Origin of the sequence: Thermobifida alba, assembly GCF_023208015.1 — a bacterium.
In the GTDB taxonomy this organism is placed as follows: Bacteria; Actinomycetota; Actinomycetes; order Streptosporangiales; family Streptosporangiaceae; genus Thermobifida; species Thermobifida alba.
The window spans coordinates 516,534-542,367 of the sequence record NZ_CP051627.1 but is presented as its reverse complement, the minus strand read 5'-3'; the positions used below and the strand labels follow the sequence as shown (position 1 = coordinate 542,367).

At 72.6% G+C, this 25,834-nt stretch carries 20 protein-coding genes; 7 read left to right on the top strand and 13 right to left on the bottom strand.

Features of this window, described 5'->3' with window-relative positions:
* Nucleotides 1-46 precede the first annotated feature (46 nt).
* Both FOF52_RS02440 and FOF52_RS02435 read left to right on the top strand, forming a co-directional pair.
* Nucleotides 47-1,177 carry an adenosylhomocysteinase gene (locus FOF52_RS02440; RefSeq protein ID WP_248592203.1) on the top strand — a complete coding sequence of 377 codons (1,131 nt, stop codon included), beginning with the start codon at nt 47-49 and terminating at the stop codon, nt 1,175-1,177.
* The gene (locus FOF52_RS02435) at nt 1,174-1,728 is read left to right on the top strand and encodes an NUDIX hydrolase (protein ID WP_248592202.1); all 555 of its coding nucleotides are present in this window, start codon (nt 1,174-1,176) and stop codon (nt 1,726-1,728) included. Before FOF52_RS02440 ends, FOF52_RS02435 begins: the two co-directional genes overlap by 4 nt.
* Before the next feature lie 216 nt (nt 1,729-1,944).
* Here the strand turns inward: FOF52_RS02435 and FOF52_RS02430 are convergent, their stop codons facing one another.
* Both FOF52_RS02430 and FOF52_RS22090 read right to left on the bottom strand, forming a co-directional pair.
* Nucleotides 1,945-2,190 (bottom strand): DUF397 domain-containing protein, encoded by a 246-nt coding sequence (locus FOF52_RS02430; protein WP_248592201.1) that lies wholly within the window; start codon nt 2,188-2,190, stop codon nt 1,945-1,947.
* A gap of 86 nt (nt 2,191-2,276) precedes the next feature.
* Nucleotides 2,277-2,711: a helix-turn-helix domain-containing protein gene (locus FOF52_RS22090; protein WP_425265520.1), complete on the bottom strand. Its 435-nt coding sequence runs from the start codon at nt 2,709-2,711 to the stop codon at nt 2,277-2,279.
* Between the two features lie 321 nt (nt 2,712-3,032).
* Here FOF52_RS22090 and FOF52_RS02425 point away from each other — a divergent pair, with 321 nt between their 5' ends.
* The 4 genes from FOF52_RS02425 (at nt 3,033) to FOF52_RS02410 (ending at nt 12,619) form a co-directional block, all read left to right on the top strand.
* Nucleotides 3,033-3,470, top strand: coding sequence for an ATP-binding protein (locus FOF52_RS02425; protein WP_248592200.1), 438 nt, complete (start codon nt 3,033-3,035; stop codon nt 3,468-3,470).
* Between the two features lie 273 nt (nt 3,471-3,743).
* Entirely contained in the window at nt 3,744-3,986 is a 243-nt protein-coding gene (locus FOF52_RS02420; RefSeq protein ID WP_248592199.1) for a hypothetical protein, read from the top strand.
* 543 nt (nt 3,987-4,529) lie between these two features.
* Complete coding sequence (locus FOF52_RS02415; RefSeq protein ID WP_248592198.1) at nt 4,530-7,937, top strand: hypothetical protein; 3,408 nt, start codon at nt 4,530-4,532, stop codon at nt 7,935-7,937.
* Nucleotides 7,934-12,619 carry a DEAD/DEAH box helicase gene (locus FOF52_RS02410; protein WP_248592197.1) on the top strand — a complete coding sequence of 1,562 codons (4,686 nt, stop codon included), beginning with the start codon at nt 7,934-7,936 and terminating at the stop codon, nt 12,617-12,619. Before FOF52_RS02415 ends, FOF52_RS02410 begins: the two co-directional genes overlap by 4 nt.
* A gap of 77 nt (nt 12,620-12,696) precedes the next feature.
* Here FOF52_RS02410 and FOF52_RS02405 read toward each other — a convergent pair whose 3' ends face one another.
* From FOF52_RS02405 to FOF52_RS02395, 3 genes are all read right to left on the bottom strand, one after another.
* A complete protein-coding gene (locus tag FOF52_RS02405) occupies nt 12,697-13,626 on the bottom strand; it encodes an RluA family pseudouridine synthase (protein WP_248592196.1) in 930 nt (309 codons plus the stop codon).
* On the bottom strand, nt 13,619-14,185 hold the full coding sequence (locus FOF52_RS02400; RefSeq protein ID WP_248592195.1) for a signal peptidase II: 567 nt from the start codon (nt 14,183-14,185) through the stop codon (nt 13,619-13,621). The genes FOF52_RS02405 and FOF52_RS02400 overlap by 8 nt, the downstream gene beginning before the upstream one ends.
* 224 nt (nt 14,186-14,409) lie before the next feature.
* Nucleotides 14,410-14,676 (bottom strand): divalent-cation tolerance protein CutA, encoded by a 267-nt coding sequence (locus tag FOF52_RS02395; RefSeq protein ID WP_248592194.1) that lies wholly within the window; start codon nt 14,674-14,676, stop codon nt 14,410-14,412.
* A 375-nt stretch (nt 14,677-15,051) separates the two neighbouring features.
* Between FOF52_RS02395 and ileS the strand changes: the two genes are divergently transcribed.
* Nucleotides 15,052-18,234, top strand: a complete 3,183-nt coding sequence (gene ileS / locus FOF52_RS02390) for an isoleucine--tRNA ligase (RefSeq protein WP_282573800.1) — start codon at nt 15,052-15,054, stop codon at nt 18,232-18,234.
* A 142-nt stretch (nt 18,235-18,376) separates the two neighbouring features.
* Here the strand turns inward: ileS and FOF52_RS02385 are convergent, their stop codons facing one another.
* From FOF52_RS02385 to FOF52_RS02350, 8 genes are all read right to left on the bottom strand, one after another.
* On the bottom strand, nt 18,377-19,786 hold the full coding sequence (locus FOF52_RS02385; protein ID WP_248592193.1) for a hypothetical protein: 1,410 nt from the start codon (nt 19,784-19,786) through the stop codon (nt 18,377-18,379).
* 62 nt (nt 19,787-19,848) lie between these two features.
* Nucleotides 19,849-20,715 carry a DivIVA domain-containing protein gene (locus FOF52_RS02380; protein WP_248592192.1) on the bottom strand — a complete coding sequence of 289 codons (867 nt, stop codon included), beginning with the start codon at nt 20,713-20,715 and terminating at the stop codon, nt 19,849-19,851.
* A gap of 131 nt (nt 20,716-20,846) precedes the next feature.
* Nucleotides 20,847-21,155, bottom strand: coding sequence for a YggT family protein (locus FOF52_RS02375; RefSeq protein WP_248592191.1), 309 nt, complete (start codon nt 21,153-21,155; stop codon nt 20,847-20,849).
* Between the two features lie 39 nt (nt 21,156-21,194).
* Nucleotides 21,195-21,710: a cell division protein SepF gene (locus FOF52_RS02370; RefSeq protein ID WP_248592190.1), complete on the bottom strand. Its 516-nt coding sequence runs from the start codon at nt 21,708-21,710 to the stop codon at nt 21,195-21,197.
* Between the two features lie 116 nt (nt 21,711-21,826).
* Nucleotides 21,827-22,549 (bottom strand): YggS family pyridoxal phosphate-dependent enzyme, encoded by a 723-nt coding sequence (locus FOF52_RS02365; protein ID WP_248592189.1) that lies wholly within the window; start codon nt 22,547-22,549, stop codon nt 21,827-21,829.
* On the bottom strand, nt 22,546-23,268 hold the full coding sequence (gene pgeF / locus FOF52_RS02360; RefSeq protein WP_248592188.1) for a peptidoglycan editing factor PgeF: 723 nt from the start codon (nt 23,266-23,268) through the stop codon (nt 22,546-22,548). The genes FOF52_RS02365 and pgeF overlap by 4 nt, the downstream gene beginning before the upstream one ends.
* A 77-nt stretch (nt 23,269-23,345) precedes the next feature.
* On the bottom strand, nt 23,346-24,740 hold the full coding sequence (gene ftsZ / locus FOF52_RS02355; RefSeq protein ID WP_248592187.1) for a cell division protein FtsZ: 1,395 nt from the start codon (nt 24,738-24,740) through the stop codon (nt 23,346-23,348).
* Nucleotides 24,741-25,067: 327 nt separating this feature from the next.
* On the bottom strand, nt 25,068-25,799 hold the full coding sequence (locus FOF52_RS02350) for a cell division protein FtsQ/DivIB (RefSeq protein WP_248592186.1): 732 nt from the start codon (nt 25,797-25,799) through the stop codon (nt 25,068-25,070).
* Between the last annotated feature and the right edge of the window lie 35 nt (nt 25,800-25,834).

Sequence of the window (25,834 nt, the reverse complement as noted above, 5' to 3'; positions counted from 1 at the left end):
TAAGGTTGTGGCGTTTCAACCTCCTCATCTCAGCCAGGAGCCCTTCGTGCTGGAAGACTTCGAGCGCGACCGGATCACCGCTTACTTCACCAGAGTCACCAGCCAATTCGTCCCCACTCGACGCGCGTCCTCCATCGCGGTCACCCACTTGCTCGCGGAACGCCCACTCTTCCTACACGCACTCGCCCAACTGACACAGGTGTGCGCGTTGCTTCCCAAACCCAAGAGCATCGATCCCACAGCGCACCGGGAAGCCTCCCGGCACTGGAGGTGCGACCGACTCGACCGGGACCGCTTCGCCTGTCCCGAACAAGCCGTGTCCTACCTGGAGGAGCGAGCGCCCGGGCAACGTCTGGTCCTGCTGGACGTCGGCGGGTACTTCGCGCCAACTCTCCCGCAGATCTGCGACAGGTTTTCCGGACAGCTCCTGGGCGTGGTTGAGGACACCGAGAATGGGCACCGCCGCTACCTGGCCCACGACAAACCACCGTGCCCGGTGTACAGCGTGGCCCGTTCCCCGCTCAAGATCCCCGAGGACTACCTCGTGGGCCAGTCAGTCGTGTTCTCCACCGAAGCGCTGATCCGTTCCCGGGGCGAAATCCTCTACGGCCGCAGCGCGACAGTCATTGGGTTCGGGAAGCTGGGTTCCTCGGTGGCTCACATGCTGCACGCCAGGAACGTACAGGTCACGGTGTTCGACACCGACCCGGTCAAACGTACACACGCACTCGCCCAGGGGTTTCGCACGACCTGTTCCCTGCGGGAAGCACTCATTGATGCCGGCATCATCGTGTGCGCGACCGGCAACCTGGCGCTCAAGCACGGGGATTTCAACCGTGTCGCCAACGGCGCCTATATCGCATCAGTCACTTCGTCCGACGACGAACTGGAACTTGACGTACTCAACCGGAGCTACACCCGCGAGCATGTCACTCCCCATATCACTCGCTACTCCCGCACCGGTCACTACTTCTACGTCCTCAACAACGGCAACGCCGTCAACTTCCTGCACGGCGCCAGCGTGGGCGCCTTCATCTTCCTGGTTCAGGCCGAGATACTCGCTGCCGCCGCGCTGCTGGCCGATCGGGAGCACGAGCCCGGGCACCACGAACTTCCCACGGATATCCGCGAATCGATTGCGGCCACCTGGCTGGACCACTTCACTGGAGCACCATGACCGTCACCAATGACCAGATCCGCATCACCCTGGACCGCTACCTCGTGCGTTTCCCCGACGAGTACGACCAGGTCGGGCTGTTGCGTCAGGCCCTGACCGAGCGCCACGACCTGTCCTCACGCAAGGAATTCCGCATCGGCCACGTCACCGCCGGGGCGGCGGTGGTCGCTTCCGACGGTCGGGTGCTGATGATCCGACACAAAGCGCTGGACACCTGGCTGCTGCCCGGCGGGCACCTGGAGCCCGAGGACGCCGACCTGCTGGCCGCGTCCCTGCGTGAACTGGCTGAGGAGACCGGCCTGCACCGCGAGCACGTCGAACCGCTCGGCGGAGCGGACCCGGTCCCGATCGACCTCGACATCCACCAGATTCCCGCCAACCCTGCCAAGGGTGAGCCCGCACACTGGCACTTCGACTTCCGCTACCTGCACCGCGCCTCCGCTCACGGGGTGCGTCTCCAAGCGGAGGAGGTCACCGGCCACGCGTGGCGCGGCCCGGCAGAGCTTCCCTCACCGCGGCTGGTCACCAAACTCACGACGATCACCGGATGACCTCCCGGCGCCGTCGCCGTGAACGCGTCCCTGCACTGGCGGGTCCGCACCCGTGGTTGGGTTCAGGAGCGCTGGTCTTCCCGTCGAAGGGCTTACCTGCTGGATGGGCAGAGCTGTCGGGGTACGGGGCTGCTTCGGCCGGGCCTCCCGGCCGAAGCTGGACGGACAGGAGAAGCATCCGCTGAGCCACAGCCCGACGGACGTCCCGCAGTCCGGCTACAGTCGGCCGTTCCTGAGGCCGGCGAGGAACGCCACCCACTCGGCCGCAGTGAAGTCCAGGTGGCCGAGGTGACGGTGCTGGGTGTCACGCACCAGGACCGAGCCGGGGGTCCCGGCCACCTCGACACAGTTGGACACCCCGATCGAGTGGGACGACTTGTGCCAGGGGACGGCGGCCTCGACGCCGTTGCCCGCATCGCCGCTGTGGCTGGATTCGTGCCAGGTGTCTTCGAGAGCGCCCACCGATAGCTCCTCACCGCTTCGACGACCGTGCCGCCATAGTCATGCCCGTGAACGGGCCCGACCGTGGCGGCCACAGCGGTGAGAACCTACTGACCACAGCCGGTCGTTCCTGAAGTCGGTGAGAAAGGCGGTCCATCCAACCGGAGCGAAGTCCCAGTGATGACCGACCTCGCACAGCCCTCCACCTGAATCAGTCCAGGTATGAGGACCGTCCGGTACTCCCGGGTCTCTGTCGCCGACTGTTCGGGGACGGGGATGTCGGCGCGCCGGTCAGGAATCTCTTCTTTGTCGGCGAGGTTGCCCCGTAGCCGCGTGAACGATCTTCCCGTGTCGGGAAGGGAGTCCGGTGCTTCCGCGAAGTCCTTTTCGGGGACGCGTGTTCCGCGCTCAACAGCACTGAACACGGAGAGGGAAATGTTGGTGTTCTTGGCCGACTGAGCCTGCGGCAGCCCAGCCGACTGCCGGAAGCGTTGAACCTCGGAGCCGAACCTGGTCCATACCGGGTGCGGTTTCTCCACCATTTTCTACAGAACAACACAAGCCAACCGGGTTGGCCACCGGTTCCGACCGAAAAGTTCAGACAGGTGGAACCCCTGACAGGGCCTTCTGTGCGGTGGGAGCGTAATGACGGGTCTGCGGTTCCTTGGTGCACGCGACCCCCGAAGCTGCAACACAGGCGACCCCAAACCGGTGTTCCCGCACCGGATCAGGGCCTTAGCCCCCAACCTGGAGAAAGCAGGTCAAGGACTCATGCCCCAGGCTACTGCCCGCCCCACTCCCCCACCCCGGCGTACCTCCCGGGGACGCGCCCACGTGCCGTGCCGTGTTCCGGGGACGGCCCGGTGACCGTCGCGTTCACGTCCTTTCCCGGCATCCCCGACAGCGTGGCCGCCGCCCGCCGGTTCGTCGCCGCGGCGATCCGCCTGTGCCCGCAGGCCACCGCCCCGGACGAGGTGGTGGACCGGGCCGTCCTGATCACCTCGGAACTGGCCACCAACGCCCTGCGCCACACCCACTCCGGCGACCCCGGTGAGACGTTCACCGTCCGGGTCCGCACCGACGCCCGCAGTGTGCAGGCCGAGGTGCACACCCGCGCCCCACGCCGCTGGAACTCCCTTCCGCACGTGGTCGCCCCCGACGTCCCGTTCGCCGCACACGGCCGCGGCCTGTACCTCGTCGACCAGCTCGCCACCACGTGGGGCCCCCTCGCCCCCCACCGGCACGGCGTCTACTTCCACCTCACCTGGAACGACGCCCCCCTCGGCAGACTCGTCGGATAGCCGCCGCGTGGGTGGGCGCGTCTCCCGCAGGCGTCCCCGCCCGCATGGTCCGGGCCCTCCCGCAGCCCGGTGGCGGACAGGGCTGCCGCGTCTCGCGGCCGACGCGGGCCCGCGGGTCCGCTCCGGGGCCTGGCGACGGCCGTACCCGTTGCGGCCGCGCGGCCCGGCTTCTTCTCCCCTCCCGCCTCCCCGGTCAGGGGCGGGGCTGCTCCTTCCCCGGCCCCGCCCCGCTCTTCCGATCTCTGTTTCTCCACGCAGAAAGCAGCCACCCGCATGGACGACGACACCGCCGACGGTTTCGTGACCCTGTACGCAGGTCCCCTGGACGGGCTGGTGCTCACCACCGCCGCCCTCGCCGCCCTGGTGCAGGACTACGGCGCCGAACGCCTCTGCTTCCTCGCCAACCGCGGTGTCTCCGGCCTCTACCAGGAGGTCCGCGGCCGGTGGGTCTACGCCACCCCGCGCCTGCTGGACACGCCCGAGCAGCCGCCGACACCCCCGGAGGAGACCGCGTGAACCGCAACCGCACCGTTCGCACCACCGCCCCGCCGGGGAGTCCGCCGAGCACGTCCACCTGGTGCGCGGCGACCGGGTCTGGCATGGCGGCGCCGAACTGACCGGCGCGCAGGTCCGCGCCCCGGCCGCCGCGGCCCGCGCCCGCCACCGGCGCGACCGCGGACCCCGCCCCGGACACCGCCGCCTGATCGTGCCCGGCCGCGCTGTTCGGCGCCGTCCTCGGCGGCTACGCCTGCCTCACTCCCGCCACCCCCGCTGCCCTCTGTGCACCCCCTGGGACAGTGCGGACCACGCCGCCGGACCGGGGATTGTCCCCCTGGTCCGGCGGTGTTCTCCGGTCCTCGGCGAAGGAGAACCGGACACGGCGGCACGTCCCGACCGCTCCGTACACACCAAGCAGCAAACACCCCAACAACTCATAAGTAAGTTGACGGAGTTTTCGTTTTTCGCCTATGTTCACACCATCGGAACGGCGAAGCCCCCGCTCCCGGCCCCGCCGTCCGCATCCCCGCTCGCGTCCGCCCCCGCGTGTTGGAGCCCGCCATGCCCTCCCCCGACCGGCAGCCCCGCAGGGTCACCTCCACCCAACTCCTCGACATCCGCGAAACCGAGTGGCGGCCCCGCCTGGAGTCGCGCTCCCTCGTCAGCGAGACCGCGCTGCCCCAGAAACACCTGGACCAGGCCGCGATCGCGCTCGGCCGCGTCCTCACCCAGGCCCTCGACCGGGGACGCGAGCCCCGCCTGCTCCGCTGGCCCGCCTGCGTGGCCGCCGTCACCGCCGGCATCGCCACCGCCCGCTACTCCCAGGGCGCGTTCTGGCCCGCACTGTGGGAGACCGCCCGCGTGCCCGCCGCCCGGCAGGACGCCGACACCTGGGGGAAGGCGTTCCTGGGCGCCCTGGACCGGCTGGGCCTGGACCCCTTCCCCGACGAGCACTTCCCCTACGTCACGCCGATCCTCATGCACGCGGGCATCCCCACCTACTGCCTGGGCGACGTGTTCACCCTGCTGCTGGAACGCAGCGTGCGCACCCCCGGCCTGGACGCCCCCGCCTTCCACCACTGGGCCGTGTCCGGACGGCACCGCCTCAACAGCCTCGACGTGCCCGCGCGGCGGTTCATCACCGAGGGCGGCGACTACGCCCTGGAGGTCGTCGACCGCTGCCTGGACCTGCTCGACCGGCTCCGTGACGACCCCGACGCCGACTGCCGGTCCGTGGGCCTGCCGCCGCGCTTCCTCGCCCCCGCCCGCGAGGCCCTGGAACGGGCCGCCGCGTCGGGGACCCCGGTCGCGCGCCCCGCCACCGGCGGCCCCCGGCGGCAGCAGGGCGCCCGGCCCCGGCTGCGCCTCGACCCCTACGCGCACGGCGTGCACGTCGCGCTGCCCGTCATCGGCGACAGCGACGACCACATCGTGCGCTGGCGCATCACCACCGACAGCGGCACGTACCAGGTGCGCGGCCACGGCCGGTGGGCCGCCGCCGCGGGCACCGCCTCCCCCACCCTGTTCCCGCTGCCCGCCCCCAGCCGCACCGTCCGCGTGGAACTCGGCGACACCGGCTTCACCGAACACCTGCCGCTGGTCGACCCCGAGGACCCGCTGCTCGTCTTCACCGACGACGGCGACCCGCTCGACCCCCGGCTCGCGCTGCCGCCCGGCCGCCTGTGGCTGCTGCACCCCGCCGACCGGGCCCTGCTGCGCTCCGGCGGCGACACCGGCGACGACCTGGTCGGCGACACCCCCTACGGCTGGGAGGGGTGGACGCTGCTGCGGGTGAGCCTGCGCCGCGGCGACCGGATCGGCCTGGAGGGCTGCCCCGAGCGCCTCGTGCACGGCCGCGCCCGCCCCCACCTCGACCAGTCCGCTCCCGTGCGGGGCGTGGCCACCGCGGCGGGCTCCCCCGTCCACGCCGACCTGCCCGTGGTGGTGCTGCCCGACGCCGAGGGCGAGGCCGTGGACTGGCACATCGACGTGCTGCACGCCGACACCGGACGGCTGCTGGCCGGCGCCACCGGCCGCAGCGGGCAGCGCGTCAGCCCGCTGGAGGGCCTGCCCCGCCCGGTGCTGGGCTCGTTCCTGGTCACCGTGCGCGGCCCTCTCGGCCGCGGCCTGCGCCGCCACCTCACCGTCGCCGAAGGGCTCACCGCCCGCTACGAGCCCGCCTTCCGGGCGCTCACCCCCACCGGGCTGGAACCGGTGGAGGCCGTCCTGGCCGGCCCCGCCGGGCTGGACGTCGAACCGGAGGCGCAGCGGCTCGGCTCCGGCGAGGCGACGCTCGCGGCGCGGCTGCGCACCGCCGCCGCCGAGCTGGCCGTCACCGTCCGCCCGCCGCACCTGGCCGTACTGTGCACCGGCGACCCCAGCCCCCAGTGGCGGCCCCAGCCGCTGCGGCTGGCCACCGAGACCGTGACCGGGGTCGGCGACCTGCTGCTGCGCCTCCCCGAAGGCGAGGAGGACAGCGGGCTGCCCGGGCCGCTGTCGGTGATCTCCGGTGAGGACGTGGTGCAGCGGGTGGAGCCCGCGGCGCACCGGGGCGGCGCCACCGTCCGCTACCCGATCGCCCAGCTCGGCGACACCGCCGCCGCCCACCGGCACCTGCGGATCGTCGCCCCCTACCGGGACCGGGTCCTGCACGTCGCCGTGGTCAGCCCGCGCCGCCTGGCCACCGGGGCGCACCAGGAGGACGGCACCGTCGTCCTGGCGGACTTCCCCGGCCTGCCCGGGGTCGACGCCGCCCTCTACCCGCACCACGCGCCGTGGCGGCCGCCCCGGGTGGTGCCGGTGTCCAAGGACGGCCGCATCGCCCTGCCCGAGGACCTGCGCGACGGCGGCCCGCTGGAGGTGCTGCTGGCCGTGGACGACCCGTGGTCGGCGGCGGAGTGGCCCGACTGGCCCGACCGGCGCGACGCCAACCGGCTCACCTGCCCCGCGCCCGGCGTCCCCGACTCCGACGACCCCGAGGAGGTGCTGCTCTCCCGGGTCCTCGCCGGGGAGGCCGACGCCGCCCGGCTGCGCGGCACCGACGAGACCGCCGCCCGGCTGTGGCGGGTCGTGGGCCTGGCCGACCGGCTCACCGCCGTCGGCGTGGACCGCGCCGCCGTCGACGCCTGCGCCCGCGCCCTCGGCGCACACCCCGTCACCGCGCTGCTCGCCCACGGCTCCGCCGGGCTGGCCCCCGCCGACAGCGTCCGCACCCTCATCGCCAGCGGCCTGGCCGCCGCACCCCAGCACGACCGGGTCACCGTGGACGAGGCGGTCCGGCTGTGGCAGCGGCTGCCCGCCGCGGCCGCCCTGGCCACCAGCGACCTGCTGCCCCGCATCCCCACCGACCCCGCCCGGCAGCGGCCCGAGCACGCCGAACTGCTGGAGGAGCTGGAGCACAGCTGCGGGCCCGCCGCCGCGCAACTGCTGGCGGGCCGGGCAGACCCGCACGCCCGCGTCGGCCGCTTCGACGCCTCCGCCGAACACCTCGCCCGCATGCCCGAGGCTCAGGTCAAGGCCGCGTGGCGAGCCGCTGGAGTGGTGCCCCGGGCGCTGCTGGACGCCGACAACCGCTCCCAGGCCGCCCTCGCCCTGTTCGGGGTGCGCAACGACACTGCGCTGCACGGGGTGCGCTCTCGGGCGGCCACCGTCCTGAAGCTGACCGCCGCGGTGTGCGGCCGGCTCCCCGAGGCCTACCGGACGGCGGCACGCGCCCTGATCGACAGCCGCCGCCCCGACCGACCCGGGTCCTGGCGCGACCTGCCCGCCCTGTCCGCCGCGCTGGCCACCGCCGCCCGCCTGGCCGCCCGGGACGTGGACGACTGCCGACGGCTGGTGGACCGCTACCGGCAGACGTGGGCGGAACTGGCCGCCGCGGCCCCCGACCTCGCCGCCGTCGACCTCGTCCTCGCCGAACTCACCCTCGCCGGAACCGAACGCGCCCGACTGTTCAAGGAGCCGACCGCGTGACCACCACCCTGGACCCCATCGGCGTCAGCGCCCTGATCAGCGACAGCTACCGCCGCTACCTGCGCTCCCTGCTGCCGCTGCGCGACCGCACCCTCGCCCACGCCCTGGAGGAGCAGATCAGCGGCAGCCCACTGCTGACCAAGGGGCCGCTGCTGGAGGCCACCCCGCCCTACCGGACCGGCGCCACCCCGCGCCAACTGGTCGGCGAAGGCGTGCTGTCGCCCTCCTTCGCCGCGCCCGGCGGCCCCGCGATCCACCTGGACCGGCCCCTCTACCTGCACCAGGAGCAGGCGATCCGCAAGGCCCGTGCCGGACGCAACCTGGTGGTGGCCACCGGCACCGGGTCGGGCAAGACCGAGAGCTTCCTGCTGCCCATCCTCAACGAGCTGGAGGAGCAGCACCGGCGCGGCGAGCTCGGGCCGGGCGTGCGCGCGCTGCTGCTGTACCCGATGAACGCGCTCGCCAACGACCAGTTGAAGCGGCTGCGGGAGCTGCTCTCCGGCAGCCCGCACATTACCTTCGGCCGCTACACCGGCGAAACCAAGGACAGCGACCGGCAGGCCCTCGACTCCTACCACCGCCTGCACGGCCAGCGCGACCCGCTGCCCAACGAGCTCATCAGCCGCGAGCAGATGCGGCGCAGGCCGCCGCACCTGCTGCTCACCAACTACGCGATGCTGGAGTACCTGCTGCTGCGCCCCGCCGACCTCGACCTGTTCGAGGGCGAGCACGCCGGGCACTGGCGGTTCGTCGCCCTGGACGAGGCGCACGTCTACGACGGGGCCAAGGCCGCCGAACTGGCGATGCTGCTGCGCCGCCTGCGCGACCGGGTCGCCCCCGGCCGCCGCCTGCAGTGCATCGCCACCAGCGCCACCGTCGGCGACGACCCGCAGGCGGTGATGACGTTCGCGTCCCGGCTGTTCTTCGACGCGCCGTTCGAGTGGGACGCGACCGACCCCGACCGGCAGGACCTGGTGACCGCCGCCCGCCGCACCGATGCCCCGGGCCGGCCGTGGGGGCCGCTGTCGGCCGCCGACTACGCGGCGATCGGCCGCGCCGCCGACCCCGGGGCCGAGCTCGTCGCCGCCGCCCGGCGGCACGGCGTCCCCGACGGCGACGCCTACCGGGTGCTCGCCGCCGAACAGCGCGTGCGGAAACTGCGTGCCCTGCTCGCCGACGGCGGCCCGCAGCCGCTGGAGGACCTGGCCGTGCGGGTCTTCGCCGGAGAGCACGACGGCACCGTGCGGCCCGCCGCCGCGCTGGCCGCCCTGGTCGCCCTGGGCAACCGGGTCCGCGACTCCGACGGCAACCCGCTGCTTTCGGCGCGCTACCACCTGTTCACCCGCGCCACCGAGGGCGCGTTCACCTGCCTGTCCGCCAGCGGGCCGCACGTCTTCCTCTCCCGCCACGAGCACTGCCCCGACTGCCACGCGCCCGCGTTCGAGCTCGCCGCCTGCAAACGCTGCGGCGACGCCTACCTGGTGGGCACCACGGCGGCCGAGGACGCGGCGGTCCGCTTCCTGCCCCAGCGCCGCCCCCAGGACCAGGTCCTGTGGCTGCATCTGGGCAACTCCCCGATCGCCGTCGACGACGATGACGACACCCTGGAGGAATCCGCCGCGCAGACCACCCCCGAGGACGACCGCCTGTGCGTCGGCTGCGGCGCGCTCGGCACCGCGGCGCGCGCCTGCGTCCCCACCTGCCCGGGCCGTGCCGTGCGCGCGGTGCGGAAGCTGCGCAGCAGGAACAGCCGCCCCAGCGGCTGCCTGTCCTGCGGGGCACGCGGCCTCGACACGGTGCGCCGCCTGGAGAGCGGCAACGAGGCCGCGGCGGCCGTGGTGGCGACCGCGCTCTACCAGGCGCTGCCCGAGGACGCCGACGCCGGGCGCGCCGACCGCCCCGGCGGGGGCCGCAAACTGCTCACGTTCAGCGACAGCCGCCAGGCCGCCGCGTTCTTCGCGCCCTACCTGGAGCACAGCTACTCGCTGCTGCAGCAGCGGCGGCTCATCCTCGAAGGGCTGGAGCACGGCTTCGACGCCGACGACGACTTCCGGGTCGACGACCTGATCGGCCACACCGCGCGGCGGGCCGCGCGCGCCGGGAGCTTCGAGCGGCGCGTCTCCCGCCAGCGCCGGGAGCACGCCGCCGGCCTGTGGGTGATGCGGGAGCTCGTCGCCACCGACGACCGGCAGTCCCTGGAGGGGCGCGGCCTGCTGCGCGTCCGCCTGGAGCACCCCGAGGGCGTGCGGCTGCCCCCGGCGCTGACCCGGATGCTCGGGCTGGACGAGGACGAGGCGTGGGACCTGCTCGGCGAGCTCGTGCGCACCCTGCGCCAGCAGGGCGCGCTGACCATGCCCGAGGGGGTGGCCCCCGACGACGAGGCGTTCGCGCCCCGGCGCGGCCCCGTCTACGTGCGGGAGAGCGGCCCCGACCCCAAGCGGAAGGTGATCTCCTGGCTGCCCGGCCAGGGCAGCAACCGCCGCGTCGACTACCTGCGGCGGCTGCTGGACCGGCTCGGCGTCACCGGCCCCTCGCTCACCCCCGAGGACCTGCTGCGCGGCGCCTGGAAGCTGCTCACCGGGCTGGGCGGCGGGCGCGAGGGCGAGGGGTGGCTGTGCTCGGACAGCGACCGCGTCCTCGGCACGGTGTGGCGGGTCGACCACACTGCCCTGCTGCTGGCCCCCGTGGGCGCGCACGCCCCGCTCCACCAGTGCGACAGCTGCCGCCGCCTGCACCCGGTGTCGGTGCGCGGGGTGTGCCCCACCCTCAACTGCCCCGGCACGCTCCACCCGTTCACGCCGCCCGCCCCCGAGGAGGACGACGACCACTACCGGCGCCTCTACCGCAGCCTCAACCCGGTGGTGCTGCGCGCCCAGGAGCACACCGCGCAGTGGTCCACCGAGGAGGCCGCCCGCATCCAGGAGGACTTCGTCGAGGGCCGCGTCAACATGCTGTCCTGCTCCACCACTTTCGAGCTCGGCGTGGACGTGGGCGAGCTCCAGGCGGTGCTGCTGCGCAACATGCCGCCCACCACCGCCAACTACGTGCAGCGCGCCGGACGCGCCGGGCGGCGCACCGACTCGGCCGCGCTGGTGGTCACGCACGCCCAGCGCCGCTCCCACGACCTGTTCCGCTACCAGGAGCCCGAGCAGATGATCGCCGGGCAGGTGCGCGCCCCCTACGTGCCGCTCGCCAACGAGCGCATCGCCCGGCGCCACGCCCACTCGGTGGCGCTGGCCGCGTTCTTCCGGCACTGGCACCGCGCCACCGGGGAGACCTGGGCCACCGTCGGCGCGTTCTTCCTGCCCGGCGACGACGGCTCCCCCGCGCCGGTCACCCGGGTGCCCGCCTTCCTCACCCCGGTGCCCGAGGAGGTCAGCGCGGCACTGCGGCGCGTCCTGCCCGAGGCGGTGGCCGACGAGCTCGGCGTGGACCGCGGCCGGTGGGCCGCGGAGCTGTGCGGACTCCTGGAACAGCTCCGCGAGGAGGTCACCCAGGACGTGGCCTACTTCGAGCAGCGCCGCCGGGAGGCGTTCGAGCAGCGCAAGGACTCCCTGGCCGCGCGGTTCGGCAAGACCGTCAACACCATCGTGCGCCGCTCCCTGCTCGGCTTCCTGGCCACCCGCAACGTGCTGCCCAAGTACGGCTTCCCCGTGGACACCGTGGAGCTGCGCACCCACCACGCCGAGGACCAGGTGGGCGGCCGTCTGGAGCTGGCCCGCGACCTCACCTCCGCGATCTACGAGTACGCGCCGGGCGGCGAGGTCGTCGCGGGCGGCAGGAAGTGGACGTCGCGCGGCGTTTACCGGCTGCCCGGGCGGGAGCTGCGCCGCTTCCACTACCGGGTGTGCGGCTCCTGCGGGTACTACGAGGAGGCGGCGGAACGCCTCGACGCGGCCTGCGCGGCCTGCGGGACGGTGGAGGGGCGCACCCCCACCGTGTACTGCGTCCCGGAGTTCGGGTTCGCGGCCGACGCCAAACCCGAGTCGGCGGGCCTGGTCCCGCCGCAGCGCTCCTGGCACGGCACCACCCACGTACTGCGCCTGGCCACGGACCCCGTCGAGCACCGGTGGCCGCTGCCGGGCGGCGGCGAGGTGCACTGCCTGGCGGGAAGCCGCGGCGAACTGGTGGCGCTGTCCGAGGGGCCGTCCGGGCGCGGGTTCTGGATCTGCGAGTGGTGCGGCTGGGGCGGCAGCGTGGCCCGGCGCAGGCCCGAGGAGCACCCCAAGCCGCTCGGCGGCGGCTCCTGCACCGGGCCGCTCACCCGGCTGACGCTGGGGCACAAGTACGAGACCGACCTCGTCGACGTCGTCGTCAACGGCGGGTTCCACCTCGACAGCGCCTCGCCCGCGACCCGCTACTCGCTGCTGTACGCGCTGCTGGAGGGGGCGTCGGCCGCGCTGGAGATCAGCCGCGACGACATCGACGGCACCCTGTACCACCGCCACGGGGGCAGCACCAGCCTGGTGCTGTTCGACACGGTGCCCGGCGGCGCGGGCGGGGCCACCCGGATCGCCGAGCACTTCCCCGAGGTGCTGCTGGCAGCCGTGAAACGGGTGGACGGCTGCGACTGCGGCGCGGAGACCTCCTGCTACGGCTGTCTGCGCACCTACCGCAACCAGACCCGCCACGAGCTGCTGGTGCGCGGTGCGGCCCTGGAGGCGCTGCGGCTGCTCGTCTGAGGCCCCTCCGATGATCTCGACGCCGGTGGGCCGCTTTCCATGGGACGGCGCCCACTGGCGTCAAGATCATCAGGACGTCAGGACTCGGCGCGCAGGATCTCCAGGGACTTGTCCAGGTCCTCGGGGTAGGGGCTCTCGAACTCCACCGGGCGGTGCTCGGTGGGGTGCTCGAAGGCCAGCCGGACCGCGTGCAGCCACTGGCGGCGCACGCCCAGGCGCTGCGCCAGGGTCGGGTCCGCCCCGTACAGCAGGTCGCCCACGCACGGGTGGCGGGTGGCCGCCATGTGCACGCGGATCTGGTGGGTGCGCCCCGTCTCCAGGTCGATCTCCAGCAGGCTGGCCGCGCGGAACGCCTCCAGCGTGTCGTAGTGGGTGACCGACGGGCGTCCGCCCGCCACCACCGCGAAGCGGCCGTCGCCGGAGGGGTGCCGGTCGATGGGCGCGTCGATCGTGCCGCGCAGCGGGTCGGGGTGCCCCTGCACCAGCGCGTGGTAGGTCTTGTCGACCGTGCGTTCCTTGAAGGCGCGTTTGAGGACGCTGTAGGCGACCTCGCTCTTGGCCACCACCATCAGGCCGGTGGTGTTGGCGTCCAGGCGGTGCACGATGCCCTGCCGCTCGGCCGCGCCGCTGGTGGCGACCGTGACGCCCGCCGCCAGCAGGCCGTCCAGCACCGTCGGCCCGGTCCAGCCGAGGGTGGGGTGCGCGACCACGCCGACCGGCTTGTCCACCACGACGATGTCGGCGTCCTCGTACACGACGGCCAGGCCCGGCACCGGTTCGGGGCGCGGCGCCGGCGCGCTCGGCGGCGGGGGCAGGGTGACGTCCAGCCACGCCCCCGCGCTCACCCGGTCGGACTTGGCCGCGGCCGCGCCGTCGACCAGCACGTTGCCCTCGGCGATCAGTTCGGCCGCGCGGGTCCGCGACAGGCCGAACAGGCGGGCGATCGCCGCGTCGAGCCGGTCGCCCTCCAGCCCGTCGGGCACCGGCATGCTCCGGTGGTCACTCACCTTCGCCTCCTCGCGTCGCACTCCCGGACCGGTCCGCCTCGCGGGTGCCGTCGATGTTGATCCCGCGGAAGGCCAGCAGCACGGCGAGCGCGCCGCCGCACACGATCGCGGAGTCGGCGATGTTGAACACCGGCCAGTAGGGCACCTGGATCCAGTCCACCACGTGGCCGTGCAGCGGGGACGGCGGGCTGAACAGCCGTTCCGCCCACGTGCCCGGCGCGTCCGGACCGACCAGTGCCGCCGGCACCTCGCGGGTGTCGGGCCGCCAGACGCGGTCGATGAGGTTGCCGGCGGCCCCGCTGAGGATCAGGCCGAGCGACACCGCCCACCCGACGCTGCGCAGCCGGGGCGCGGTCCACAGGATGTAACTGATGACACCCACCATGATCAGGCTGAACACCCAGGTCATGCCGGTGCCGATGGAGAACGCCGCCCCCGGGTTGAACACCAGGGTCAGTTTGAGCAGGCCGCCCAGCAGCACCACCGGATCGTACGGCGAGAAGGACGCCAGCGCGATCTCCTTGGTGGCGAAGTCGGCGACCAGGGGCACGGCGGCCACGGCCAGCAGCACACCGGTCCGGCGCGGCCGGACCGGCGGGGAAGCGTTCTCGGTCTCCTCGGTGCCCCGGGCGGGGTCGACGTCGCTCAGCGGAACTCCTCAACGTGGGGTGCGGCGCACCGCCGCTTCTGTACTCTCGCGGCTGTCCCGTCCGCGCGGCGTGCGGGCCAGCCTCATTGTATGCGCCCGCACGGCTCCTCCTTCCAGGGCCGTGCGAACCGCCGCTACTCCTCGACGTGGGTGAACCCGCCGTACTCCTCGGCCAGCGCGGACAGGCCGTCCTCGTCCATGACGGCGGGGGCGCCGCCCGGTCCGGTGCGCACCTCCACCACCCAGTCGACGTCCTCGTCGTCGTCCTCGCCCGCGTACATGTCCCGGTGCACCGTGCACGGCGCGTAGCCCTGCTCCAGCAGTTGTTCGGCCAGTTCCTCGGCGGCGTCGCGCTCCGCCAGGGTCACCAGCACGGCGCCCTCGTGGGTCTGTCGTGTCACCTGTCTCTCCTCGGTCTCGCGGATTCCGGCGCAAGTATGCCCCCACCACGTCACGGCCGGAAAACAGCGCGTTCCGGCGTCCCGCGGTGGGTTATCCTCAAGCCAGCAAGGCGTTGATGGGGACGAGTACCGGCGGACACAGCCGCGAGCGACCCGGGGACGGTGGAAGCCCGGGGGCATGCCCGCACGGGAAGATCACCCCGGAGCCGCCGGAAGAACGGCGTCCCGCGTAGGCGCCCAGTAGACCCGGCAGCGTCAGGAACGAAGTGGGACGCGCGGCGCGTCGGCCGCGCGGCCAAGGAGGGTGGTACCGCGGGGCCTCGCCGCCTCGTCCCTCCGTCAGGTGACAGCACCCCTGATGGAAAGGTACGCCACGTGTCGAAAGAGTCGACCCGACCGTTCCCCGCGCTGCCCGCCCAGATCGACCTGCCCTCGATGGAGCACGAGGTGCTGCGGCGCTGGGCGGAGCACAAGATCTTCGAACGGTCCCTGGAGCAGACACAGGGCGGCCCGAACTGGGTGTTCTTCGAGGGTCCCCCCACCGCGAACGGCACCCCCGGCGTGCACCACGTCGAGGCGCGCGTGTTCAAGGACCTCTTCCCCCGGTTCAAGACGATGAAGGGCTTCCACGTCGAGCGCAAGGCCGGCTGGGACTGCCACGGCCTGCCCGTCGAGGTCGCCGTGGAGAAGGAACTGGGGATCTCCGGCAAGAAGGACATCGAGGCGTTCGGCGTCGCCGAGTTCAACGCCCGCTGCCGCGAGTCGGTGCTGCGCAACGTGGACGCGTTCACCGAGATGACGCGGCGCATGGGCTACTGGGTCAACATGGACGAGGCCTACCGCACCATGGACCGCGAGTACGTGGAGTCGGTGTGGTGGGCGCTCAAGCAGATCTGGGACAAGGGCCTGCTGGTGCAGGACTACCGGATCAGCCCGTACTGTCCGCGCTGCGGCACCACGCTGTCCGACCACGAGCTGGCGCAGGGCTATGAGACCGTCACCGACCCGTCGGTGTACGTGCGCTTCCCGCTGACCTCCGGACCGCTGGCCGGCGAGGCGGCGCTGCTGGTGTGGACCACCACCCCGTGGACCCTGGTGTCCAACACCGCCGTGGCGGTGCACCCCGAGGTGGACTACGTGGTGGCCACCAACGGCTCCGAACGGCTGGTCGTGGCCGAGCCGCTGGTCGGTGCGGCGCTCGGCGAGGGCTGGGAGCCCACCGGGCAGCGGTTCAAGGGCGCCGAGATGGAACGCTGGACCTACCAGCGCCCGTTCGAGCTGGTGGAGTTCGACACGCCCGCGCACTTCGTGGTGCTCGGCGACTACGTCACCGTCGAGGACGGCACCGGCCTGGTCCACCAGGCGCCCGCCTTCGGCGCCGACGACATGCAGGTCTGCCGCGCCTACGGGCTGCCCGTGGTCAACCCGGTGCGCGCCGACGGCACCTTCGAGGAGCACCTGGCCCTGGTGGGCGGCGTGTTCTTCAAGACCGCCGACCGGGCGCTCGTCGCCGACCTGGACGAGCGCGGCCTGCTGTTCGCGCACCTGTCGTACGAGCACAGCTATCCGCACTGCTGGCGCTGCCACACCGCGCTGCTGTACTACGCGGTGCCGTCCTGGTACATCAAGACCACCGCGATCAAGGAGCAGCTGCTCGCGGAGAACGCGAAGACCAACTGGGTGCCGGCCAACGTCAAGGACGGCCGCTACGGCGAGTGGCTGCGCAACAACGTCGACTGGGCGCTGTCCCGCAGCCGCTACTGGGGCACCCCGCTGCCGATCTGGGAGTTCCCCGACGGGCGGCAGATCTGCGTGGGCTCCCTGGCGGAGCTGAGCGAGCTGAGCGGGCAGGACCTGTCCGACCTCGACCCGCACCGCCCCTACGTGGACGACATCGTCATCCCCGACCCCGACGCCGACCCGTCGCTGCCGCTGGAGCAGCGGGTGGCCCGCCGGGTGCCGGAGGTCATCGACGTGTGGTTCGACTCCGGCGCGATGCCGTTCGCACAGTGGGGCGCCCCGCACCGCAACCTGGAGAAGTTCCAGGCGAACTTCCCCGGCCAGTACATCTGCGAGGCCATCGACCAGACCCGCGGCTGGTTCTACTCGATGATGGCGGTCAGCACGCTGGTGTTCGGCCACTCCTCCTACGAGAACGTGGTCTGCCTGGGCCACATCCTCGCCGAGGACGGCCGCAAGATGAGCAAGCACCTCGGCAACATCCTGGAGCCGATGCCGGTGATGGACCGGCACGGTGCCGACGCGCTGCGCTGGTTCATGGCGGCCAGCGGCTCGCCGTGGATGCCGCGCCGGGTGGGCCACACCGTGCTGGAGGAGATCGTCCGCAAGGTCCTGCTGACCTACTACAACTCGGCGTCCTTCTTCACCCTGTACGCGGGCGCGGGCGAGGGGTGGAGCCACGAGCGGCTCGCCGAGGCGCCTCCTCCCGCCGAGCGGCCGCTGCTGGACCGCTGGCTGCTGTCGGAGCTGCACTCGCTGGTCAAGACGGTCGACGAGGCGCTGGAGCGGTTCGACACGGCGGTCGCGGGCCGCGCGCTGACCGCGTTCGTCGACGACCTGTCCAACTGGTACGTGCGCCGGTCGCGCCGCCGCTTCTGGGCGGGCGCGGACACGCCCGAGGGGGCGTCGGCGTTCGCGACGCTGTTCGAGTGCCTGGAGACCGTCACCCTGCTGATGGCTCCGATCGTGCCGTTCATCACCGACCACGTGTGGCAGGCGCTGCGCCGTCCCGACGCGCCGGAGTCGGTGCACCTGGCGTCGTGGCCGAAGGCCGAGGAGTCGCTGATCGACCCGGAGCTGTCGGAGCAGATGGCGCTGGTGCGCCGCCTGGTGGAGCTGGGGCGGGCCGCGCGGGTGGACTCCGGGCAGCGGGTCCGGCAGCCGCTGGCGCGGGCCGTCGTGGGCGCCCGGGGCTTCGAGGGGCTGCCCGAGCAGCTGCGGGCGCAGATCTCCGAGGAGCTGAACGTGCTGCAGCTCGACCCGCTGTCGGTGGTCGGCGGCGACCTGGTGGACTACTCGGTCAAGCCGAACTTCCGGGCGCTGGGCAAGCGGTTCGGCAAGGGCACCCCGCGGGTCGCCAAGGCCCTCCAGGCCGCCGACGCCAAGGCGCTGGTGGAGCGGCTGCGCGCCGAGGGCTCGGCCACCGTGGACGTCGACGGCGAGCAGGTCGCGCTCTCCGCCGAGGAGGTGCTGGTCACCGAGCAGCCGCGGGAGGGCTGGGCGGTGGCCTCGGAGGCCGGTGAGACGGTGGCGCTGGACCTGGAGCTGACGCCGGAGCTGCGCCGCGCCGGTCTGGCCCGCGAGGTGGTCCGGCTGGTGCAGGACGCCCGCAAGTCCAGCGGCCTGGACATCTCCGACCGCATCGACCTGTGGTGGTCGGCCACCGACGCGACGACCGCGCAGGCGATGGTCGAGCACGCGGAGACGATCAGCGGCGAGGTGCTGGCGGTGTCCTTCACCGAGGGGCCCGGTGCGGCGGACGCCCACGAGGTGGTCTCGGAGGAGTTCGGCATCACCCTGCGGCTGCGCAGGGCCTGACCGGAACCGGCGGCGGGGCCGCGGACCGACCGGGTCCGCGGCCCCGCCGCTGTCCGCGGAGTCGGGGACGTCGGTACGGTCGCTCTCCTCTCCGCCTTCTGCGGGGGTCGGGAGCGGTCGGGAAGGGCTGGAAGGCGCGGGGTCAGTCCTCGGGGTCCTTGGGCGCGGCCGTGCTGCCGCGGGGCGCGTCGGCCGCGGGGGCGTCCCCGTCGGAGCCGGGAGGGGCACCGTCGTCGGAGCCGGTCCGCTCCGTTTCGGTGGTCCCGGTGTCGGAGGCCAGGTCGTCGCCGGTGGGGGTCCACCGGGCGGCGAGCGCGGCGATGGCCGCGGCGGAGACGTTCTTGTTCTCCCGCTGCTCCCTGGAGGGCAGGGTGAAGGGCGGGTCCCACTCGGCCGGCTCGCGGAACGCGATCGCGTCCGTCTCGTCGGTCTCCGTCCCGGCGGGGTCGGTGTCCGGTCCGTCCGCGGTGTCCGCGTCGTCGGAGCCGTCGTGTCCGGTGGTGCGGGCCTCGGGTTCGTCGACGGCGGTGCCGGCCACGGCAGCGTCGCGGGAGCCGGTGTCCGCTGCGGCGTCGGGGTCGGCCTCCGGGGTCTCCTCGGCAGGGGCTTCGGGGTCGTCGCTGTCGCGGGGACCGGTGTCCGCTGCGGCGTCGTCCTCGGAACGGGTTTCGGGGGTCTCCTCGGGGGCGTCCCCGTCCCCGGTCGTTGTGTCGGCGGGGTCGCGGTCCTCCACCGCGGTGGACCCGTGCGGTTCACCGGTGAGGACCGGCAGGACCTGGGTGGCGCCGGCGTCCGGGGTCCGAGCGGTCCCGGGGTCCGCTGCGGCGTCGTCGGTGCCGCTCCCGTCCGGGGGAAGGTCTGCGTCCGCCTCCTCGGGGGCGGCGCTCTCGTCAGGGTCGTCGCCCTCCTCGGGGGCGGCGTTCGTGTCGGAGGCGGCGACCTCGTCGGGGCCGCCGTCCCCTGCTGTCCCTTCGCCGTCCGTGTCGTCGGAGGCGGCCTCCTCGGAGGCGGTCTCCGACTCCGTGCGGACGGTCTCGGCCTCCTCCTCCGGGCTGTCGACCGGGGTCGGCCCGTGCGGCTCCGCCCGGGACCCGCCCGCGCCGGAGACCTCGGTCTCGACGGCGGGGGACGGGGCGGAAGCCGCCCGCACCGGTCCGGAAACCGGCGCGGGGACGGAGGGCTCGGCCACCACGATCCTGTCCCCGGCGTCCTGGACGGCCACGGGAGGACCGCCGACATCGGCGGTCGGGACCGCCCGGCCGGTGGTCGCAACCGTGCTCGGAGACTGGACGGACGCCTTCCCCAAATCGTCCGTCCGCACCTGTCCCGTCACGGCCCCGTGGAGTCCGGGAGTCCGGTGATCGGGCGGCGACTCCGCACGGCCCTGCCCGAACAGGGTTCTCCTGTTGCGGACGAACTCCACCGCGAGCAGCACGGCGGCCAGGCCGCCGAGCCCGAGCGCGATGTTGACCAGAGTCAGCTCTGCGAGCGCCAGTGCCACGCCGATCACGACGAACGCCGCTACGACCAGCACCAGGCAGACGATGATCACCGGGTGAACGCCTTCTCAGGGGTCAGGGATCGGATTGGACCGTGCGTCCCGTGGACCGTCGGTCAGTGACGGTCGTGCGGGTCGTTCGGGTGGTAGCCGTGCGGTGCCGGTTCGGGTGAGGCGAACGGGTTCGTGGCGCCCCCTCCCGGACTGGTGTGCTGCAGCGACGGGCTGCCTCCGGTGGGAGGCGACATCGTCTGGAAACCACCCGTGGTGTTCGGGTTGCTGTCGTAGCCGGGTGCCCCCTCGTTGAGCTCCCTCAGCTGCCGTTCGAAGTAGTCCTTGAGGCGGCTGCGGTACTCGCGCTCGAAGTCCTTGAGCACGGCGACCTTGTGCTCCAGCTCGTCGCGCTGCTGCACGAGCGACCCCATGACCTGGCGGTGCCGCTCCTGGGCGTCGCGGTCCAGGTTCTCCGACCGGGCGCGGGCCTCGTTGATGATCTGCTCGGCCTGGCGGCGGGCCTTGCCGAGAATGTCCTCGGCCTCGTGGCGGGCACGGCCCAGCGTCTCGTCGGCCTCCCGACGGGCGTCGGAGATGGCCTGGTCGGCGGTCTGCTGGGCGAGGGCCAGAACCCGTGCGGCGGTGTCCATGTTGTCCTCACCGCCGGGCAGTCCCATGGCCTGGGCGGGAGCCGGGGCGGGCTCGGGCGGCCGCATCGGCTCGGGCTGCCGCATCGGCATCTCGGCCTGGGGGGCCTCCTGGGGAACAGGGGGTTCCTGGGGCTGGAAGTCGTTCATTCCCGCGGGGGGAACCTTGCCACGCAGGCACTCGGCGAGCTTGCCGCGCAGCTCCTCGTTCTCCTGGATCAGACGATCGAGTTCGGCTTCGACCTCGTCGAGGAAGGCGTCGACCTCTTCTTCGTCGTATCCCGGCCGCAGCCGGGTCGTACTGAACTGTTTATTGCGTACATCCGCAGGTGTCAGCGGCATGTTCGTCTCCTTGGCGCGCTTGGACTCTGTCCGTAGGGACGCTACCTGATCGTGACCTTATGGCACTCCAGATCATGACCAAGACTCATGTATCGGAACCGGAGCCTACCTTTCTGCCGTCTCGGGTCTCGCTACATGGTCACGACAACAGACGTCACGACCTGGAGGAGGATCGACACCACAAGGAACAGGATCATGAAGCTCAAGTCGAGCGCGACACTCCCCAACCGGATGGGTTTGATGAAGCGACGCAGGAACTTGAGCGGCGGGTCCGTGACCGTGTACACCGTCTCGGCCAGGACCAGTACCAATCCGGCGGGCCGCCATGATCTGGCATACATCTGAACCAGGTCGAACACCAGCCGCCCGATCAGGGCGAACAGGAAGAGGTACAGGACGAAGATCAGAACGTTGCCGAGCACGACTTGGACGATGTTCACTCCCGTACTCCGGCTGCCTCGCTGGATGTGTGTGCTGCGCTAACTCTGATTGAAGAACCCTCGCTCAGCGATACGTGCTTTGTCTTCAGCGGTCACCTCAACATTAGCCGGAGACAACAGGAACACCTTGTTGGTCACGCGTTCGATGCTTCCGTGCAGGCCGAAGATCAGCCCCGCCGCGAAGTCGACCAGTCGCTTGGCGTCACTGTCGACCATCTCGGTGAGGTTCATGATCACCGGAATGCCCTCACGGAAATGCTCTCCGATAGTACGCGCTTCGTTGTAGGTCCGGGGATGGAGTGTCGTGATCCGGGCGAGGTCTGCGGTGGCGGGGGCTGGAGAACGCCGCTCGTTGCGTGACGAGGAGTGATCGACCGAATCCTTCACGGAGTCGCCCCGGGCGTCGTCACGGGGACCGCGCTCCCGACCGGGCCGCTCGTCGGCGGCCTCGTCGAAGTCCTCGAAGTCATCGTATTCGTCCGCATAACGGTGATCGTAACGGTCGTCCTCCACGAGGCCGAGGTAGACCGCCATCTTGCGCATCGCGCCGGCCATCTCTTGTCCTCCGTCGTCCCTGTGGTGATTCACCGCAGATGACTTGTCGATGGATTCGGTCCCCATCCACCCCTGAGCGGCGGGAACAGCGTGTGCCCCAGAGTCATCTGGGGACATTACCCCACGATCAACCCCCGATTGCCAAGCAACGCCGTACCGATTCTCAGATGTGTCGCGCCCCGTTCCACCGCGGCTTCCAGATCCCCGCTCATCCCCGCGGAGACCACCGTGGCATGAGGGTAGCGAGCCTGCAGATCGTCGGCGACCGCTTTGAGCCGGTCGAAGGCCGCCCGCGGATCGCCCTGCCGCGGTGCGACGGCCATCACACCCCCCAGGGACAGCCCCTCCTCGGCCTCGATCGCCTCGGCCAGGCCCGGCACGTCCGCCGGATCGGCGCCGCCCCGGGGGCCGAGCACTCCCTGCTCCGACTCGGGATCCAGGTTGACCTGCACCAGGCAGGTCAGGGTCCGCCCCGCGGCGCGGACCCGGCGTCCCAGCTCCGTGACCAGCCGGAGCCGGTCCACCGAGTGGACCACGTCGGCGTAGCGCACCACCGAGCGGGCCTTGTTCGTCTGCAACTGTCCGACGAAGTGCCAGACGAGATCGAGATCACGGCATTCTGTGGCCTTCGGCGCAGCCTCCTGGTCGCGGTTCTCGCCCACGTCGCGCACGCCCAGTTCGGCCAGGATGCGCACGTCGGAGGCGGGATACTGCTTCGTCACCGCGATGACGCGGACCTCCTCGGGCCTGCGTCCGGCCGCCGTGCAGGCGGCGGCCACCCGCTCCCGCACCTGCTGCAGGTTCGCGGCGAGCTGCGTGCGTCGCGCTTCCCCGCTCATGGGACCCTCCAGACGTATCCGGCGAACCGGCCGGTGGTCGACTCCCTCCGGTACGAGAACAGGTCGGGGCTCTCCCTGGTGCACCGGGCGTCATGAGTGATGTTCGCCACGCCCAGATTCTTCAGCTGTGCGGTGACTCCCGCCCGGATGTCCACCCCCGGGGTGCCCGCCCCGGTGGTGCACCGGGCCTCCGGAACGGCGCGGGCCACCTCGTCCTGCATCGGCCGGGGCACCTCGTAGCAGCGTCCGCAGATGACCGGTCCCAGCAGTGCGGCGCACCGCTCGGGACGCGCACCGTGCCGCGCCATCTCCGCGAGCAGCGCGCTCACCACCCCCGCCGCCATGCCCGGACGTCCCGAGTGCGCCGCGCCGACGACTCCCGCCTCGGCGTCGGCGACCAGCAGCGGCAGGCAGTCGGCCACCAGGACGGCGAGGGCCAGCCCCGCCTCGGCGGTGACGACCGCGTCCACGTCCCCGGCGTGGCCGGGACCGGTGACGGTCACCGCGTCGGCACCGTGCACCTGGTTCATCCACACCACGCGGTCCGGGGAGAGCCCGAAACCGCGCGCGGCCCGCCTCCGGTTCTCGGCCACCGCCTCGGGGTCGTCCCCGACGTGGCCGCCCAGGTTCAGGGTCGCGTACGGCTCCCGGCTGACTCCGCCGGCGCGGCCGGTGAACCCGGCACGCACTCCGGGGGCCAACTCGACCACGGTGCTCATCCCGCGAGCACCTCCTATCCGATTCGTGGGGGAGCGAACGGCGCGGCCGGCCCCGGGCGGGCCGGCCGGAAGCACGACTACTTGAGGAAGTCGGGGACGTCGAGGTCGTCCCCCTCGTCGAAGACCACGCGGCGCCGCGGCGTGGGGATCTCGCCGGTCCGGGAGAACGGGCTGTCGGAGGCGCGGGGGCGGCTGTACCCGCTGTCCCCCAGCGGGTGGATGCTCCCCGGCCGGTAGGGCCGCTCCTCCTCCCGGTTCTCCCGGTTGTCCCCGTCCTCGGCGGTCGGCGCGGCGTCGGCCGGCGGCTCCTCCGCCTTGGGCGGCTCGGGCGCCGCCTCGACCTCGCGGACCGGTTCGGGGGCGGGACGGACGGTGGACTCGGGCAGGGACGGCCGGCTGGAGCGGGGGGGTTCCGCCGCGCGGGGCGCGGCGGGCGGAGCCACCGGGGCGGGCGGCTCCGGTCGCCGCTCCCGCGACGGCGGTGCGGGCACGCTCGCCGCCCGGGGCGGGGGCGCCGCCTCTACCTGGGGTTCGTCGAACCCGGCCGCTATGACCGTGACCCGCACCTCGTCGCCGAGCGCGTCGTCGATGACCGCGCCGAAGATGATGTTGGCCTCCGGGGCCGCGGAGTTCGCCACCAGCTGGGCCGCCTCGTTGATCTCGAACAGCCCCAGGTCCGAACCTCCCTGGATGGACAGCAGCACCCCGTGGGCGCCGTCGATGCTGGCCTCCAGCAGGGGCGAGGAGATCGCCATCTCGGCCGCGGCGACGGCGCGGTCGTCCCCGCGCGCCGAACCGATGCCCATGAGCGCCGACCCGGCCCCCGACATGACCGACTTGACGTCGGCGAAGTCCAGGTTGATCAGGCCGGGCGTGGTGATCAGGTCGGTGATGCCCTGCACGCCCGACAGCAGCACCTGGTCGGCGGCCTTGAACGCGTCCAGGACGCTGACCTGCCGGTCCGAGATCGACAGGAGCCGGTCGTTGGGGATGACGATGAGCGTGTCGACCTCCTCCCGCAGCATCGCGATGCCCGCCTCGGCCTGGGTGGCGCGCCGTTTGCCCTCGAAGCCGAAGGGGCGGGTGACCACGCCGATGGTGAGCGCCCCCAGGGAGCGGGCGATGTTGGCGACCACCGGGGCGCCCCCGGTTCCCGTGCCGCCGCCCTCTCCCGCGGTCACGAAGACCATGTCGGCGCCCTTGAGGACCTCCTCGATCTCCTCGCGGTGGTCCTCGGCCGCCTTGCGTCCCACATCGGGGTTGGCGCCCGCTCCCAGACCTCGGGTGAGTTCCCGGCCGACGTCGAGCTTGACGTCGGCGTCGCTCATGAGCAGCGCCTGAGCGTCGGTGTTGATGGCGATGAATTCGACGCCCTTGAGACCCTCTTCGATCATGCGATTGACGGCGTTGACACCGCCGCCGCCGATTCCGACGACTTTGATGACCGCGAGGTAGTTCTGCGGTGCTGCCACGACGAGGGGCCTTTCCGCTCGCTCTTGCCAACTCCGCCGACCCTCCGGGAGGAGCGGCCGTGGGGGGCGTCCCTCCCGGATCCGGATCGGCGCGAAAGCTGTCCGGTTCTGCTTGCTTCGGTGGTTCCGGGCGTCTCCGTGGAGCCGCCCGGGAGCCGGGGGTGCGGACCGTGCGGGCACGTCCGTGTCCCCGTCCGCGCCACACGGTGGCACGGGGGTGCTCGTAGTTATGTCAACTAAAGACTGTGCTTTCCGACAGTAAGCCGCCACCCTGGTAACGGGCAACTAACCACCGACTTCAGCCTATCGGCGTGTCGCGCGGACGGGTCACCGCACGACCGCCACGCCCTCCGCGCTGACGTCGTAGTGGCGTCCCGGTTCGGGGGGGTGCTGCTCCATGAGCACCTCCAACGCCCGGGCCTTGTCGGCCGCCCGCCCGGCGTCCCCCCACATCACGGTGGAGCCGTCGGCGAGTTCCAGTGTGATGCGGGCGCGGTCGGTCGCCACGACCGTGTCGACCGCGGCCGCCAACGGGTCCGGCAGCGCTTCGACGACCAGGCAGCTCTCGGCCACGGCGGGGTTCCCCTCGACCTCGCCCGAGACCCGGACCAGGGGATGGTCCTCGGGGCGGGTGTCGGTCCGCGTCACCGCCACCCCCTCCCGGTCCACCAGGAGGTAGCCGCCCTCCTCGGCGAGGGCGAGCACGGGGACGCGTTCGGCCACCTCCAGGTGGAGCGTGGTGGGCCAGCCGCGGCGGACCTCGACGGACTCGACGAGGCGCAGTTCGGCCACGCGCGCCGCGACGGCGTCGGTGTCCACCCGGGCCAGCGGGGTGCCGACGGCCACGTCCGCGGCGGCCAGCACCTCGGCCTCGGCGAGCCGGTCCAGACCGGTGACCTCGATCTGGCGGACGGCGAGCAGCCGCGAGCCGAACAGCACCCAGAGCACCGCCCCGGCCAGCCCCACCAGGAGCAGGACGACGAAGGCGGCCCGCCACGGGTCGGACTGGCGGGAGCCGACGGAGTGGTCGTCTGTCTCCCGCCGTTCCTCGACCGTCACCCTCCTCCTCCCGGCACCGGCGGTCGGCCGCGGTC